This window comes from Romboutsia lituseburensis DSM 797 (genome assembly GCF_900103615.1).
GTDB lineage: Bacteria > Bacillota > Clostridia > Peptostreptococcales > Peptostreptococcaceae > Romboutsia_F > Romboutsia_F lituseburensis.
The window spans coordinates 86,317-101,529 of sequence record NZ_FNGW01000004.1 but is presented as its reverse complement, the minus strand read 5'-3'; the positions used below and the strand labels follow the sequence as shown (position 1 = coordinate 101,529).

Sequence of the window (15,213 nt, the reverse complement as noted above, 5' to 3'; positions counted from 1 at the left end):
AATATTTTATTATACTTTTATACAATTTTACTTAATTTTTTAAATTAAAATCAAAAAAGCACTTGTATATATACAAGTGCTTACTATTTATCTATATGATTTTTTAGTAGCTTTTCCTTTTTTAGTCATATTTTCCACCTTAACTTTTGCTTTAGCTTGTTCATGACCAGGGAATACTATTTGAGGATTTTCCATATTCTTTTTGTATAATGTAAATTTAGATCCTATAGCTTGTACAAATTCCGCTCTTAAAGCTTCACATACTGCATTAGCAGTTTCTTTAGTATCTAGTCCAGCAGTTTCAAGTATAGTTACTTTAACTATTTCTCTAACTCTTAGCATATCATCTAATTGTTCTAAAAAACTTTCTGTTACACCATCTTTTCCTATTTGAGTAGTTGGCTTTAAAGTATTTGCTATTGATCTTAAGTGTGCTCTTTGCTTACCTTTTAACATATTTTATCACCTCTTTAAATTTTAATTGTAGAATTCAAATTCTAATTCGTAAATTCTAACTGTATCTCCGTCTTCAATTCCCATTTCTCTTAATTTATCAAATACACCTTGATTTTCCATAGAGTTTTGGAAGAATTGAAGAGATTCCATATCGTCAAAATTAACAGAGTACATAATTCTTCTAAGTGCCTTACCAGTAACAACATATACTCCATCTTCTATTTCTACACTTAAACCTTCTTCTTCTTGTACATCTAATTCAGGTCTATACATTTCTTCTTCTGAAACTAATTCTATGTCCTCTGCCTCTTGTAATAATTGAGTTACATAAGCAATTACGTCATCTATTCCTTGACGAGTAGCTGCAGACATTTTAAATACTTTATATCCTCTAGATTCTAATTCATTTTTAAAATCTTCAAATACACTTTCATCTTCTAATATATCAATTTTATTAGCTACTACTACTTGTGGTCTAGTTGCTAATTTTTCATTATACATTTTAAGTTCATCATTTATTTTATCAAAATCTTCTAAAGCATCTCTACCTTCTAGTCCAGATATATCAACTATATGTATTAAAACTTTAGTTCTTTCAACATGTCTTAAGAAGTCATGGCCAAGACCAATTCCTTCCGCTGCCCCTTCTATTAGTCCAGGTATATCAGCTAATACGAAGCTTTCTCCAAATTTTGTTTGTACAACACCTAGATTAGGAGTTAGTGTTGTAAAATGATAGTTAGCTATCTTTGGTTTAGCCTTAGTAACAACAGATAAGAAAGTTGATTTACCAACATTAGGGAATCCTAACAGACCTACATCTGCTATCATCTTAAGTTCTAAAGTTATCCATCTTTCTTGTCCATCAGTTCCTGATTTTGCAAAAGCAGGAGCTTGTCTTACTGCATTGGCAAAGTGTTGATTTCCTTTTCCACCTCTACCACCTCTAGCAATAACAGCTCTGTCTCCTTCTTGCTTTAAATCTGCAAGTACTAAGCCTGTTGATTCATCTCTTATTATTGTTCCTGCAGGTACTTTAAGTACTAAATCTTCTCCATTTTTACCTGCTCTTCTTCCTTTTGTACCATCTCCACCTGGCTCTGCTGCATATTTTCTTTGGTATTTGAAGTCCATTAAAGTTCTAAGACCTAAGTCAACTTCAAATATTATACTTGCACCATTTCCACCGTCTCCACCGTCTGGACCACCAGCTGGAACATATTTTTCTTTTCTAAATCCTACCGCACCATTTCCACCGTTTCCGGCTTTAACAAATATTCTAGCTTTATCTATAAACAAATTAATCACCTACTTGATTAAGACTTTTTTATATTTTTTACAAAATAAATACTTATCATTCTATAAATATCTATTTACAAGAAAAAGGAGTGTATTAACACTCCTTTTTTTAGCATATTACTCAGCTATAGATACTGGGTATACACTTACTTTCTTTCTCTTCTTATCTTTTCTTTCGAATTTAACAGCACCGTCAACTAATGCAAATAAAGTGTCATCGCCACCTCTACCTACGTTAGTTCCTGGATGTATTTTAGTACCTCTTTGTCTTACTATTATACTACCAGCAGTTACAACTTGTCCGTCAAATCTCTTAACACCTAATCTCTTAGCTATAGAATCTCTACCGTTTTTAGAAGACCCTACCCCTTTCTTAGATGCAAGTAACTGTAAGTTCATGTTTAACATATGGAGTCACCCCCTACTTTTTTAAGATTTTTATATTTTTGGGATATTCCCGTTTAATTCCTTCAATAGCCAATTGAAAATGATCTAATAAAAGTTTAGCGTCATTTAAAAATTCATCTTTAACGATACATTCTATATGACCTTCTTGTCCTGTTACTTTATCAAATTCAACTTTCTGTAATTTGTCTAAAGAATTTATAACTGCAATTGCATTTGATGTAACTGCAGAGCATACTATATCATAGCCTATCTCAGCATAGTCAGCATGTCCTTTTAGACAAAATCCTTTTATTGAAAAGTCATCATTGTAATAATATTTAACTTTTATCATTACTTAACCAATAATTAAGCGTTTATCTTTTCGATAACTATCTTAGTATATGGTTGACGATGTCCTTGCTTTCTTCTGTAGTCTTTCTTAGCTTTATACTTGAAAACTACAACTTTCTTAGCTTTACCTTGTTCAACAACTTTCGCTTGAACAGAAGCACCTTCTACAACTGGAGCTCCAACTACTAACTCACCATCTTTAGTGCAAGCTAATACTTCGTTTAAAGTAACAACATCACCTGCGTTAGCTTCTAACTTTTCAACGAATAATACATCACCTTCAGCAACTTTATATTGCTTTCCACCTGTTTTAACTATAGCGTACATTAAATACACCTCCTCGGTCTCAAACTCGCCATATAGGTACCTCCCTAAAGAAGTTTCTAACCTTTTCTGTGCGGCATTACAGTTATTAATATTACTACTTTATTTGTCATTTGTCAACTAACTATTATAAATTATATTTATTTTTTCAGAATTTATTTTTTCATCTTCTTCTATTTTTATTAAAACATTATATTTTATGCTTATTTTTTCAATTATATCCTCAAAATTTTTCTTAATTTCTTTATATATATATGAACTCGTTTTTATAGTTATATTTTTATAAGTTGTATGTTCTTTTATTCTAATAATTTCTTTTTCTATATTATCAATCACAGAATTTATAGACTTTATAAATCCAGTGTTTTTGCACTCATTACATTCCTCTAAATAATATTTAGCTAGTGAATCTTTTTCTCTTCTTCTTGCAACCTCTACAAGGCCTAATCTAGTTATACCTAATACTTCATATTTTCTTTTATCTTTTAACATTTCATCATCTAATATCTTTAATAATTCTTTTTTATGTTTATCTTTATGCATATCTATAAAGTCTATTATTATTATACCACCTATATCTCTAAGCTTAAGTTGTCTAGCTATTTCTATTGCAGCTTCTATATTAGTTTGATATACAGTGTCTTCTAACTTTAAATTTCCAGTAAATTTTCCAGTATTAACATCTATCACGGTTAAAGCTTCTGTTTTTTCTATTATCAAATATCCACCGCTTTTTAACCATACTTTTTTATTTAATGCTTTTTCTATTTGTGAGTCTACTTTATATAAGTCAAATATATCCTTATTTTCTTCTAGTTTCAACTTTTCTATATACTCTTTTTTTATGTTTTTTAATATATCTTTTAATTCATCATATTTATCTTTATTATTAACTACTATCAATTCTATATCTTCGTTTATATTATCTTTTATATATTTACTAGAAAAGTCCAATTCTTTATATAATAATTTAGGACCCATTCCTAATTTATACTCTTTTAATATATTTTCATATTTAATATGTAATTCATTTATATCATTTTCTAAATCTTCTTTGCTACACCCTACTGCTTCTGTTCTTATTATAAGACCAGAATTATCTTTGCTTATACTTTTAGCTATTTTTTTTAATCTAAATCTTTCTTTTTCATCTCTTATTTTATTTGACATTGTAATTCTATCATTTGAAGGTATATAAACTAAATATCTTCCAGCTAGGCTTATTTCTAAATTTAATTTAGCTCCTTTACTACCTATTTCTTCTTTATTTATTTGTACCAAAATTTCTTGTCCAGCTTTTATATTAGTGTCTTTTTTCAATTGAAGATAAGCTAATTTTTCAAATCCCACATCAATAAAACAAGCCTCTATTCCTGGTAATACCTTTTTTACAATTCCCCTATATATATTAGATACAGTTTTATTTTTTTTATTATCTTCTATAAAAATCTCTGTAAGCCTATCATCTTCTAATATTGCTGTCTTTTGAGATGAAATAAGCGATTCTATTACTATTTTTTTCATAATAACTCCTTGTAACTTTTACTTAATAATTTTATATAAAAAATCCGCTTTACTCATAGTTCCAACAACTTCGTCCGTTGATCAAAAACCGTCATTTATCAAAATATATTTTAGATTTTTTATATTTCATAACTTTATTATATATAAAAAAAGGTGGTTTTACCCACCTTTTTATTACATAGGAGATACCAATTCTTCTCCATCTATTACGTATAAGTCTCTTCTTAATATGTCAACATCTAATGGATCCATCTCTATATCTAACATTTCTAATATTTTAGGTATAAATACAGAATTGTTTAAATTAGCTTTTGATCCAGTTGCTATCATCGCTTCTATAGTCAAAGTATCCTCTGTTAAATCTAATATATCAAATTGTCTTATCATAGGTCTTATATCAGATTCTACTAGTTTACCTTTTTTATTCTTCTTAGTTATAATTATTTCATCTTGGCTCATAAAATCTAAAATTTTAGATTTTATGAATTCCTTAGTTAAAGGCTTTTCTAGTTCTATAGTATATATATATTCTCCAAATTCTATAGTAGATGCTAAAGAAGGTGTTTGCTTAGTTATTTCCATAGCAGTAATGAATTCAATTCCTTTTGGTAATTGTTCATTCATTCTCTTTAAATATTCTTCAACACTTAAATCATCTTCTATCTCAACGTCTACATATTCTCCTTGACTTTCTGTTCCTAAAGCTAGTGCATTTCCATAACTTATCTTAGGATGAGGATTGTATCCTTGAGAATGAACTAACTCTATTTCAGCTCTTCTAAAAGCTCTTTGTAAAAGTTGTTGTAAATCTAGGTGTGATATATATATCATATCTCCCTCTTTGTTGAATTTAGTTCTTATTATTTTACTCATAATTAACACATCCCCCTTCCAATGTTGTGTGCATTAATACCACATGCATTACACTTATGTCTACAATCAGGAGTAACTGTTTCTTTTGTAGCTTTTTCATTTTCTCTTATTAAGAATTTCTTAGTAACCCCTACATCTATATGATCCCATGGGAATACTTCTTCGTAATCTCTTTCTCTATTTGCATAAAATTCTATTTCTAATTCATTTTTAGCCATAGCTTCTTTCCATATATCTAAATTGAAGTACTCTGACCATCCATCAAATTTAGCGCCTAGTTTAAATGCATCATATATAACTTTACCTAGTCTTCTGTCACCTCTAGCTATTACAGCTTCCATTAAACTTGTTTTAGAATCATGGTAGTTATATTTTATATCTCTATTCTTTAACTTTTTAACTAAATGTCTTTGTTTTTCAACCACTTCTTCTGTAGTATCTTGACCATGCCATTGGAAAGGTGTAAATGGTTTAGGAACAAATGTAGATGTACTAACTGTTACACCAAAAGTTCTTCTTAACTTTCCTCCATTAACATCTCTATAAGTATCTATAACATCATATGCAAGCTTAGCTATACCATCTAAGTCATCATAAGTTTCTGTAGGAAGGCCTATCATAAAGTATAATTTAACACTATTCCATCCCATTTCAAATGCTTTTCTTGTAGCATTTGATAAATCATCTTCACTTACACCTTTGTTTATAACATCTCTTAATCTTTGAGTTCCAGCTTCTGGTGCAAATGTAAGACCTGATTTTCTTACTTGTTGTATTTTTTCTGCGATTTCCATCGAGAAATTATCTAGTCTTAAAGATGGTAAAGATATACCGATATTTCTTGGCGTATATTCATTTACTAAATAGTCTGTAAGTTCTTCTAATTGACTATAGTCACTTGTACTTAATGAAGATAATGATATTTCATCATATCCAGTGTTTTTAACTAGATTTTCTAATATCTCTTTTAATCTATCTACACTTTTTTCTCTTATTGGTCTATAAATCATACCAGCCTGACAGAATCTACATCCTCTTGTACATCCTCTAAATAACTCAAGAACTATTCTATTATGCACTGTATCTATAAATGGTACTATTAATTTTTCAGGATATGAAACTTCTTCCATATTTTTTATTATTCTTTTATGTGGATTTGCAGGTACACCTTCTGTGTTAGGTACTACAGATTTTATAGTCCCATCTTCGTTGTATTCTACATCATAGAAACTAGGTATATAAACACCCTCTATTGAAGCTATTTTTAATAAAAAGTCTTCTCTAGTAGTTTTATTTTTCTTCCACTCTTTATAAGCTTTTATTACTTCTAAGTTTACTTCTTCACCTTCTCCTAATATGGCTATATCTACAAAGTCAGCTAAAGGCTCTACATTATATGCACAAGGACCTCCAACTAATATGAAAGGATCTTCTAATTTTCTTTCTTCTCTTAATAATGGTATATTAGCTAAATCTAATATATTAAGTAAATTCGTATATGAAAGCTCATACTGTAACGTAAACGTAACAAAGTCAAAATTAGTTATAGCTTCTCTTGACTCTAAAGCAAACATTGGTATATTTCTTTCTCTCATCATATTCTCCATATCTACTGCTGGAGAATATACTCTTTCACAAAATACATCTTCATCCTTATTTATTACATCATATAATATATGACTTCCTAAATGACTCATACCAACTTCATATAAGTCTGGGAAACAATGAGCATATCTTATTAAATCTTTATTTGACGTATCTTTATGTACTGAGTTTATCTCGTTTCCAAGATACCTAGCAGGCTTTTCAACCTTCTTTAAAATTCTTTTTAAGTCTACCTTATTCATGTATCTTAAAACCTCCAATAAGTTTATTGTTTTATAAGCATAACTACTATTATACACGATATGATATTATCTATCAAAATTTTATTAACTATTTAAATATAGTTTTTCCAATTTGTTTCCTTATTATAGTAATCTAATAAAAATTTTATTATTTTTTCGAAATATGTCATTAAATATCTAATATATTATTTATTTATATCTTAATTTAAAGGTATAATAAATATAAGTACCTCTGTATTTAATAGTCTGGCATAATAAAGAAATATTACATTAATAATTTCAATATAATTAAATACTTTATTTTATATGTATGTATTTTTTTGTTTGAATACATACTATGTGGGTATAATTTTAATATAATGTTATTTTTAGGAGGATTTGTAATGAGTAATGTGTTTGAAGTAAAAAAAGATATTTATTTTACAGGAGTTGTTGATAAAGATTTAAAAGTTTTCGATATAATAATGGAAACTGAATTTGGGACAACTTATAACTGTTATATAATAAAGGATGAAAAAACTGTATTATTTGATACTGTAAAACCAAATTTTAAAGAAGAATTCTTAAAAAATATTTCTGAAGTTACAGATGTAGCTGATATAGATTATGTTGTTATACACCATACAGAACCAGATCATGCTGGTAGTTTAAAGTATCTTTTAGATTTAAATCCTGATATAGAGGTTTTCTGTACAAATGCAGCTAAAATGTATTTAACTGAGCAAATAAATAAACCTTTTAAGTGTCATGTGATAAAAGATGGAGAAGTTTTAAATATAGGAAAAAGAAATCTTAAATTTATAACTGCACCATTTTTACATTGGGCGGATACTATGTTTACTTATGTAGAAGAAGAAAAAACTTTATTTACTTGTGATGCTTTCGGTTGTCATTTTGCTAATGTTGATGCAGATGCTGTTGAAAATGAAGATTATCTGAAGTCTTCTAAACATTATTATGATTGTATAGTAAAACCATTTGCTAAGCATGTTTTAAATGCTATAAACAAAGTTGTAGATTTAAAAATAGATTTTGATACTATATTAACTTCTCACGGTCCTATGCTTACAAAAGACCCTATGGCCGCTGTTAAAAGATACCTTGATTGGTCTACAGAAGTTGTTAATTCTACAAATCAAAATCAAGTTGCAATATTTTACTTATCAGCTTACACTAATACATTAGAAATGGCTAAAAAAATAAAAGAAGGCCTAGTATCTGAGGGCGCTTGTGTTACTTTATATGACTTAGAGGAAATGAATTTAAAAGAAATGCATGATGCAGTAGTTATGTCTAAAGTTATATTATTAGGATCTCCAACTATAAATAGAACAATGGTTAAACCTATGTGGGATTTATTCTCTACTATAGACCCAATGGCTAACCAAGGTAAGATAGCTGGTGTATTCGGATCTTACGGATGGAGTGGAGAAGGTATTACAATGGCAGAAAACTTATTAAAGTCAATGGCCTTTAAAATGCCTGTTGAAACAGTAAAGAAAAAATTCTTCCCTTGTTGTCAAACATTAGATGAATGTTTTAACTATGGTGCAGAGTTTGCTAAATTAATAAAATAAATAATAAAAGGTTATATATCATATAATGATATATAACCTTTTTTAATTTACACTCTTTGGCTCGTAGTTTTTCTAACTTCTCTCCAAGAAAGCTCTCCTCTATCTAGAGCCTTAACAAATATTTCAGCAGAAGCTAAATTAGTAGCTACTGGTACATGATATACATCACAAAGTCTAATTAAAGCTTGTATATCTGGCTCATGAGCTTGAGCTGTCAAAGCATCCCTTAAAAATATAACTAAATCTATTTCTTGAGAAACAATTAATGACCCTATTTGTTGATCTCCACCTAAAGGACCTGATGCTAACCTATTTATATTTAAATCTGTTGCATCCATGATTTTCTTACCTGTTGTTCCTGTTGCATATAGGCCATACTTTTTTAATATCGCCTCATAACCTATACAAAATCCAATCATAGTGTTTTTCATTTCATCATGTGCTATTAATGCTATATTCATGCTTCCCTCCATATTTAGTTAAAAGTTTATTTTCTTTCTTCTCATGCATACATTTAAAACTAAACCTAAGTTAGCTAAAGATGTCAACAATGAACTTCCTCCATAGCTTATAAATGGTAATGTTACTCCTGTTACTGGTATTAGAGCAACTGTCATTCCTATATTTTGAATAATTTGATACGCAAACATACTCATTACTCCAACTACAATTAAAGTTCCATAAAAGTCTTTAGCCTCTTTGGCTATATAAATCATCCTAGTTAAGAATAGTGCATATAAACCTATAACTGCTGCCATTCCAACTACACCTAATTCTTCTCCAATTACAGCAAATATAAAATCACTTTCTTGTACTGGCAAGAATCCTTCTTGATTTTGAGTACCATTGTATAAACCTTTACCAGTTACTCCTCCTGATCCTATGGCTATCATAGATTGCATAACTTGATAGTTACCTTTTTTAGTTGGATCATCAGGGTGTAAAAATGCATCTATTCTTTCCTTTTGGTGTGGTGCCATAACTAAATACATGAGTGGTAAAGTTACTAAAACTGCAACTATACATCTTTTTATTAACTTTATATCTAACCCTGCAGTAAATAGCATTCCAGCTATAATACAACTGAAAACTATCGCTGTTCCTAAATCAGGTTGAGCAAATAAAAGCCCTATAAATGGAACTGCATATATTACTACAGGCATTATTTCTTTAAGATTATTTAACTTACCTTTTTTAGATTCTACTATTTTAGCATAACTTAGTATAAATGTTAATTTAACTAATTCTGATGTTTGAAAATCTAGAGGACCTAAATTTAGCCAAGACCTAGCTCCACCTCTTTCAGCTCCTATTCCTGGAATTAAAATTACAGCTAATAGTAGTAAACTAACTATATACAATGCCTTATAGTATTTTCCTAAAAAATTATAATCAAATAGTAGTATCCCTATTATCATAAGAACACCTAATCCAAATGCTGATCCCTGCTTATATATTTGCCAGTAATTACCTGTTATTTGAGCATGTGTAGCACTACTTAAAACTACAAGTCCAAATCCAAATATAGCTAGTACTGTAATTATCAGTTTCCAATCTAACTGTTTAATTAATTTTATAGTTGATTTGTATTCTATCATTGGTTCACCGTCTTCCTACTTTTCTGAATATAATTTACTCATATACAAAATAAAAGGGGATTTTCCCCCCCTTTATTTTATATACTTCTGTCTTTTATATTTTTTAGCGGTATATTCGCAACTAACGCTGATACAGGCCTATCATCTTGTTCGCCTCTAGCCTTAGACATTTTTATTTCTAGACCGTCTTCTTCTATGTCAGCATAATTAGCTATAACTTTAAGAATATCTGTCTTAATCATATCTAAAAGTTGTGGAGAACAATCCACCCTATCATGTACTAAAACTAATTTTAATCTTTCTTTAGCTACTGATTTACTAGTTCTAGATTCATTAGAAAAAACTTTAAATAAATCTAACACGGATATATCCCCCTTCACTACTTGGCCATACCAAACATTTTCTTTAATTTGCTAAAAATATTGTTATCTGTTGACACTTCTAACAACGGAACATCATTTCCTAATATTCTTTTGGCAATATTTTTATATGCTTGTCCTGCAGAAGACTTGCTATCTAAAATTGCTGGTTCGCCTTTATTTGTAGATACAATTATACTTTCGTCATCAGGAACTAATCCTAATAATTCTATAGCTAATATTTCTATGATGTCTTGTTTACCCATCATGTCGCCACGTCTTACCATATCTTGTCTTATTCTATTTATAACTAATCTAATATCTTTTATTTCATTTGCTTCTAGCAAGCCAATTATTCTATCAGCATCTCTAACAGCAGATACCTCTGGATTCGTCACAACTATTGCTCTATCTGCTCCTGCTATAGCATTTTTAAATCCTTGTTCTATACCTGCTGGACAGTCTATTAATATAAAGTCAAATGATTCTCTTAACTTATCACATAGTTCTGACATTTGTTCTACTGTAACAGCATTTTTATCTCTTGTTTGAGCTGCTGGTAATAAATATAAATTTTCAAATCTTTTATCTTTTATTAAAGCTTGTTTTAATCTACATGTCCCTTCAACAACATCGACAATATCATAAACAATTCTATTTTCTAACCCCATAACTACATCTAAGTTTCTAAGACCTATATCTGCATCAACAATAACTGTTTTCTTATTTTCTAAGCTTAAAGCAGTTCCTAGGTTTGCTGCGGTAGTAGTTTTTCCAACTCCACCCTTACCAGATGTTATAACTATAACTTCGCTCATATTACTACCCCCTATGGATTAAATCCTTTTATTTTACTATTTTAGATGCGTAACTTTCTATTACTATTGTGCCTTCACTTACTAAGGCTATTTCTGGTTTAATTATCTTTTCTTCATAGCTTTCATCATCTGGTGCTTCTGCTATATTTTGAGCTATTTGTAATACTTTAGCATTAAGATCATTAGCAACTACATAAGCATTTTCATTACCTAGTGCACCTGCATGTATAAATCCTTTTACACTACCCATTACAATCACATTTCCATTTGCAACAACTCTTGCTCCTGGATCTATATTTCCCATAACAACAACATTTGAGGTAGAACTTACTTGTGAACCCGACTTCATATCTAATAAAACAACAACATCTCCATCAAATTCAACATTCTCTCCTGACCTAAGATTATTGACATATTTTGTTTTAAATTCTGACATTTGCCTTTTTTCATATTCTTCTACAAATTCAACGTCAAATCTAGAAGATATATAATCTTTTATACATATAATTTGTATATCACTTAAACATTCACAATTAATAGCGCAAATCTTAGCCCCACTAAAAAAACCTACAGATGACTCTAGTCTTTCTATTATGCTTTGCTGTATTTCATCAAAAGATGCTGATCTTTTGATATTTACTATTATCCCTGCTTTACTGCCTTTAAACTCAACTAGTTCTCTGGCTTCAAAATCTTTTAAAGACATAACAACCTCCAGAGTGATATATGATTATATATTCTGCAAAAAAACCTTGATTCCTCTTATTTTTTCATTTTTGATGCGAAATTTATATCTTCATTTTTCGATTTTTTATTATCTTCTTCTTTATTTTTATCTTCAGTTTTTGAATTATTTTGTGTTTTATTGTTATCTAATAATCCAAAATACGCACCCATAACTTCTCTAAGAGGTATCATAGAATACGAACCTTGCTCACCTTGAGGTATCATACATACTACAGCTATTTCTGGATCATCTGCAGGTGCAAATCCGACACTCCATGAAAAAGGTTCATAGTTTCTTTTATTTTTGTCTATCGTATCATCAGTTAACTTAGGATTCAGCTCTTTCATAGCTTTTCTTAAGTAAGCTGCATTTATTTTATCTGTATTTTCTAATTTAGCTTTAGGACCTTCTTTAAGTTCCTCTTCTAATTCTTTTTTCTTTTTATCATCTAAATCTTTAGATTTTAGCTCTTCTTGTATTTCTTTTTTTCTTTCTTCAGATAATTCTATTTCTCTTTTGGCCTTTAGCTTCTCTGAAAGTTTTACTGCTTCCTCTTTATCTACACCACATGAACTCATTTGGCTTATCAGATAGTCATATTCATTTTCTGTAGGTATTTTACCACTTTTCTCTGCAGTACCTGTTTTAGCTGCTACAGATATAGGGAAATTACTAAACAGTGATTTATTTGAACTTACTGTTGTAACTCTTTTCATACCTTCAGTTAAATCTTTTAATCTTTCAGGTTTCTTTAAGTCAGCTTTTACCTTTTCATTTTCATCTATATCAACAGATGAATAATTACTAGATATAACTCTATCAACTACTGATAGTTCAACTAAATCCCCACCATTAGCTACAGCTGATGTAAATCTTGCCATTTGTGCTGGCGTATATTGATTTTCTCCTTGCCCTATAGCAAGGTTAAATGTATCTGCTGTACTCCATTTAGCAAATTTTAAATGGTCAAATACTATTTTATCACCAATATATTCTATCTTATCTTCTTTAACTTTTAATTTAGCTAATCTTTCTTGAGCTTCTATTCTATTTATAGTTTCTTTTTCATCTGCCCATTTAACTATTTCTTCAATTCTAGCTTCGTATTCATCTTCATTGCTTTTCTTAGTTATGTCAGTAAATGCATTAGCCATTTCTTTTTCAAGGAATGATCTTAATAAAGATTTTGCAGACTCCAACTTAGCTTCTACACTAGGTACGCTACCTTTTCTTTCATCTATCTCTTTATTTAATCCTGTATACTCGTCTAATCCAAATTTTCTAGCATAATCAAGTATGTCATTTGGACCTATTTTAGCATTTGGATCATTTCCACCTGTCCAGCTTTTACCACTACCTATCGTTGCAAAATATATATTACAAGATTCTTGAATAGCTTTATATAAATCTGTATATCCATGGTTTCTTCTAGATTTATGCCATATATAATCGGCAAAAGGTCTACCACCTTTAGATAAATAAATAACTCCTGTATCATTTATAGCGTAATTAGGATCTAATCCGTTATCTAAAGCAGCCATTCCTGTTATCATCTTAAATGTAGATCCTGGTTGGAATACACCTTGAGTTGCAAGGTTAACTTGTGCATTAGGAGCTAAAACATCATTCATATTTTTAGGTTGAAGTTCTTTATAATCTTCATATGATATACCATTTACAAATTTATTCGGATCATAATCAGGATAACTTGCCATAGCTAATACATCACCTGTTTTTACGTCTACAGCTATAATAGCTCCTGAGTTAGCATTTCGTGCTGGCGTTGAGAAAGTTTTATTTCCAAGAGGACTCTTAAACGTTCCTCCAACTCTTGCTGCATCGATAGTTCTTTTTAATACATCTTGAGCTGTCTCTTGTAAATCTTTATCTATACTTAGATAAACTGTATCTCCTGATTGAGGTTCCTTTACTTCAAGCTCTTTTGTCACTCTACCTACTGCATCTACTTGAACCTTTCTATATCCATCAACACCTTTTAATTGTTCTTCATAATTTTTTTCTATACCACTCATTCCTACAGTGTCACCTTTTGAGTACTTTTTACCCTCTTCTCTATTCAAGAAATAACTTTCTTGTGTTGAAGGCATTTTACCCATATGTCCTATAGTATGAGATGCTAAATTATTTTCAGGATAGTCTCTAACTGGTTCTACCGCTACTGCTACTCCCGATAGTTCCATTGCACTTTCTTCAATTTGAGCTATTGTTTTTTGATCAATATCTCTAGCTATAGTAACCGGATTATATCTAGAATATCCTTGTGATTTTATTAAATCTCTAACTATAAGTATTTTTCTAGCGTCTTCATCGCTTAATTTTTCATCAATTTTGTAATTTTTATCTTTTTTACTTTCTTCATTTCTAATTTCTTTAAAAGCATTTTTTGCACTTATATTAGGGTTTTTAATGTTGTAACTTTCTAGCCAATCCTTTTTGTTCTTTTCTTCTGTAAACATCCATTTACTTACAAGAATTTGTGGATAAACTCCATTTTCATTAAGTTTTTGTTGAAGTTTACTAGGATCTAAATCTCTATCACTTTCAGTAAGAATACCCTCTTTTATCATCCTATCTACAATATAATAAAAACTTTCTTTTGCATTTAAATTTCTTGGTATATTTTCTTCATCTTTAAATTCATTTATTTTTTTATCATATGTATAATAGTATTTTCCATTTTTAAAGTATATAGGGAATTCATCTATGTATTCTTCATTATTTTTTTCTAATAAATTTATCAAAGTTAAGCATATATCATTTGCCATAGAATCTCCATTAGAATCTTTTTTATTGATTCCATCTGCAGATACCTGAATAGTAAATAAGTTTTTATTTCCTGCCAATAGCCTTCCATACTTATCTCTTATTTCACCTCTAGGGGCTTTTATAGCAAGTTCTTTATATGTTTTATTTTCAGCCAATTGATTATAGTGTTCATACTTAAATGTTGTCATAAATACTGCTTTTAATATTATTACTACAAAAGCAACTATTATAATATTTCTTATTGTAGATAATCTATCTAATTTTTTATTTTCTTCCATTAAATCAC

Annotated in this window: 15 protein-coding genes; 1 reads left to right on the top strand and 14 read right to left on the bottom strand. The window is 29.5% G+C overall.

Translation table 11 applies throughout. From position 1 onward, the window contains the following. Positions 1 to 87: 87 nt before the first annotated feature. From BLP75_RS08830 to BLP75_RS08795, 8 genes are all read right to left on the bottom strand, one after another. On the bottom strand, positions 88 to 456 hold the full coding sequence (locus tag BLP75_RS08830) for a YhbY family RNA-binding protein (protein ID WP_092725417.1): 369 nt from the start codon (positions 454 to 456) through the stop codon (positions 88 to 90). Between the two features lie 21 nt (positions 457 to 477). Further along, positions 478 to 1,755 carry a GTPase ObgE gene (obgE, locus tag BLP75_RS08825; protein WP_092725415.1) on the bottom strand — a complete coding sequence of 426 codons (1,278 nt, stop codon included), beginning with the start codon at positions 1,753 to 1,755 and terminating at the stop codon, positions 478 to 480. Positions 1,756 to 1,872: 117 nt separating this feature from the next. Continuing rightward, the gene (gene rpmA, locus BLP75_RS08820) at positions 1,873 to 2,163 is read right to left on the bottom strand and encodes a 50S ribosomal protein L27 (protein WP_092725413.1); all 291 of its coding nucleotides are present in this window, start codon (positions 2,161 to 2,163) and stop codon (positions 1,873 to 1,875) included. 13 nt (positions 2,164 to 2,176) lie between these two features. Next, positions 2,177 to 2,494 carry a ribosomal-processing cysteine protease Prp gene (locus tag BLP75_RS08815; RefSeq protein WP_092725411.1) on the bottom strand — a complete coding sequence of 106 codons (318 nt, stop codon included), beginning with the start codon at positions 2,492 to 2,494 and terminating at the stop codon, positions 2,177 to 2,179. Positions 2,495 to 2,508: 14 nt separating this feature from the next. Beyond that, positions 2,509 to 2,820: a 50S ribosomal protein L21 gene (rplU, locus tag BLP75_RS08810; RefSeq protein ID WP_042275706.1), complete on the bottom strand. Its 312-nt coding sequence runs from the start codon at positions 2,818 to 2,820 to the stop codon at positions 2,509 to 2,511. Between the two features lie 117 nt (positions 2,821 to 2,937). Next, positions 2,938 to 4,341 carry an Rne/Rng family ribonuclease gene (locus BLP75_RS08805; RefSeq protein ID WP_092725409.1) on the bottom strand — a complete coding sequence of 468 codons (1,404 nt, stop codon included), beginning with the start codon at positions 4,339 to 4,341 and terminating at the stop codon, positions 2,938 to 2,940. A gap of 174 nt (positions 4,342 to 4,515) precedes the next feature. Continuing rightward, entirely contained in the window at positions 4,516 to 5,214 is a 699-nt protein-coding gene (locus tag BLP75_RS08800) for a TIGR03936 family radical SAM-associated protein (RefSeq protein ID WP_092725407.1), read from the bottom strand. Positions 5,215 to 5,216: 2 nt separating this feature from the next. Next, entirely contained in the window at positions 5,217 to 7,061 is a 1,845-nt protein-coding gene (locus BLP75_RS08795) for a TIGR03960 family B12-binding radical SAM protein (protein ID WP_092725405.1), read from the bottom strand. A gap of 383 nt (positions 7,062 to 7,444) precedes the next feature. On the opposite strand from BLP75_RS08795, the gene BLP75_RS08790 reads away from it, so the two are divergent. Beyond that, on the top strand, positions 7,445 to 8,638 hold the full coding sequence (locus BLP75_RS08790; protein WP_092725403.1) for an FprA family A-type flavoprotein: 1,194 nt from the start codon (positions 7,445 to 7,447) through the stop codon (positions 8,636 to 8,638). Between the two features lie 47 nt (positions 8,639 to 8,685). Here the strand turns inward: BLP75_RS08790 and mgsA are convergent, their stop codons facing one another. The 6 genes from mgsA to BLP75_RS08760 all read right to left on the bottom strand — a co-directional run bounded on the left by mgsA (position 8,686) and on the right by BLP75_RS08760 (position 15,205). Next, on the bottom strand, positions 8,686 to 9,099 hold the full coding sequence (gene mgsA / locus BLP75_RS08785) for a methylglyoxal synthase (protein WP_092725401.1): 414 nt from the start codon (positions 9,097 to 9,099) through the stop codon (positions 8,686 to 8,688). Positions 9,100 to 9,117: 18 nt separating this feature from the next. Further along, positions 9,118 to 10,236: a rod shape-determining protein RodA gene (gene rodA / locus BLP75_RS08780; RefSeq protein ID WP_092725399.1), complete on the bottom strand. Its 1,119-nt coding sequence runs from the start codon at positions 10,234 to 10,236 to the stop codon at positions 9,118 to 9,120. A gap of 77 nt (positions 10,237 to 10,313) precedes the next feature. Further along, the gene (gene minE, locus BLP75_RS08775) at positions 10,314 to 10,598 is read right to left on the bottom strand and encodes a cell division topological specificity factor MinE (protein ID WP_092725398.1); all 285 of its coding nucleotides are present in this window, start codon (positions 10,596 to 10,598) and stop codon (positions 10,314 to 10,316) included. Between the two features lie 17 nt (positions 10,599 to 10,615). After that, positions 10,616 to 11,413 (bottom strand): septum site-determining protein MinD, encoded by a 798-nt coding sequence (gene minD / locus BLP75_RS08770; RefSeq protein WP_092725396.1) that lies wholly within the window; start codon positions 11,411 to 11,413, stop codon positions 10,616 to 10,618. A 28-nt stretch (positions 11,414 to 11,441) separates the two neighbouring features. Further along, the gene (locus BLP75_RS08765; RefSeq protein WP_092725394.1) at positions 11,442 to 12,119 is read right to left on the bottom strand and encodes a septum site-determining protein MinC; all 678 of its coding nucleotides are present in this window, start codon (positions 12,117 to 12,119) and stop codon (positions 11,442 to 11,444) included. A 56-nt stretch (positions 12,120 to 12,175) separates the two neighbouring features. Continuing rightward, positions 12,176 to 15,205: a penicillin-binding transpeptidase domain-containing protein gene (locus BLP75_RS08760; protein ID WP_092725392.1), complete on the bottom strand. Its 3,030-nt coding sequence runs from the start codon at positions 15,203 to 15,205 to the stop codon at positions 12,176 to 12,178. Between the last annotated feature and the right edge of the window lie 8 nt (positions 15,206 to 15,213).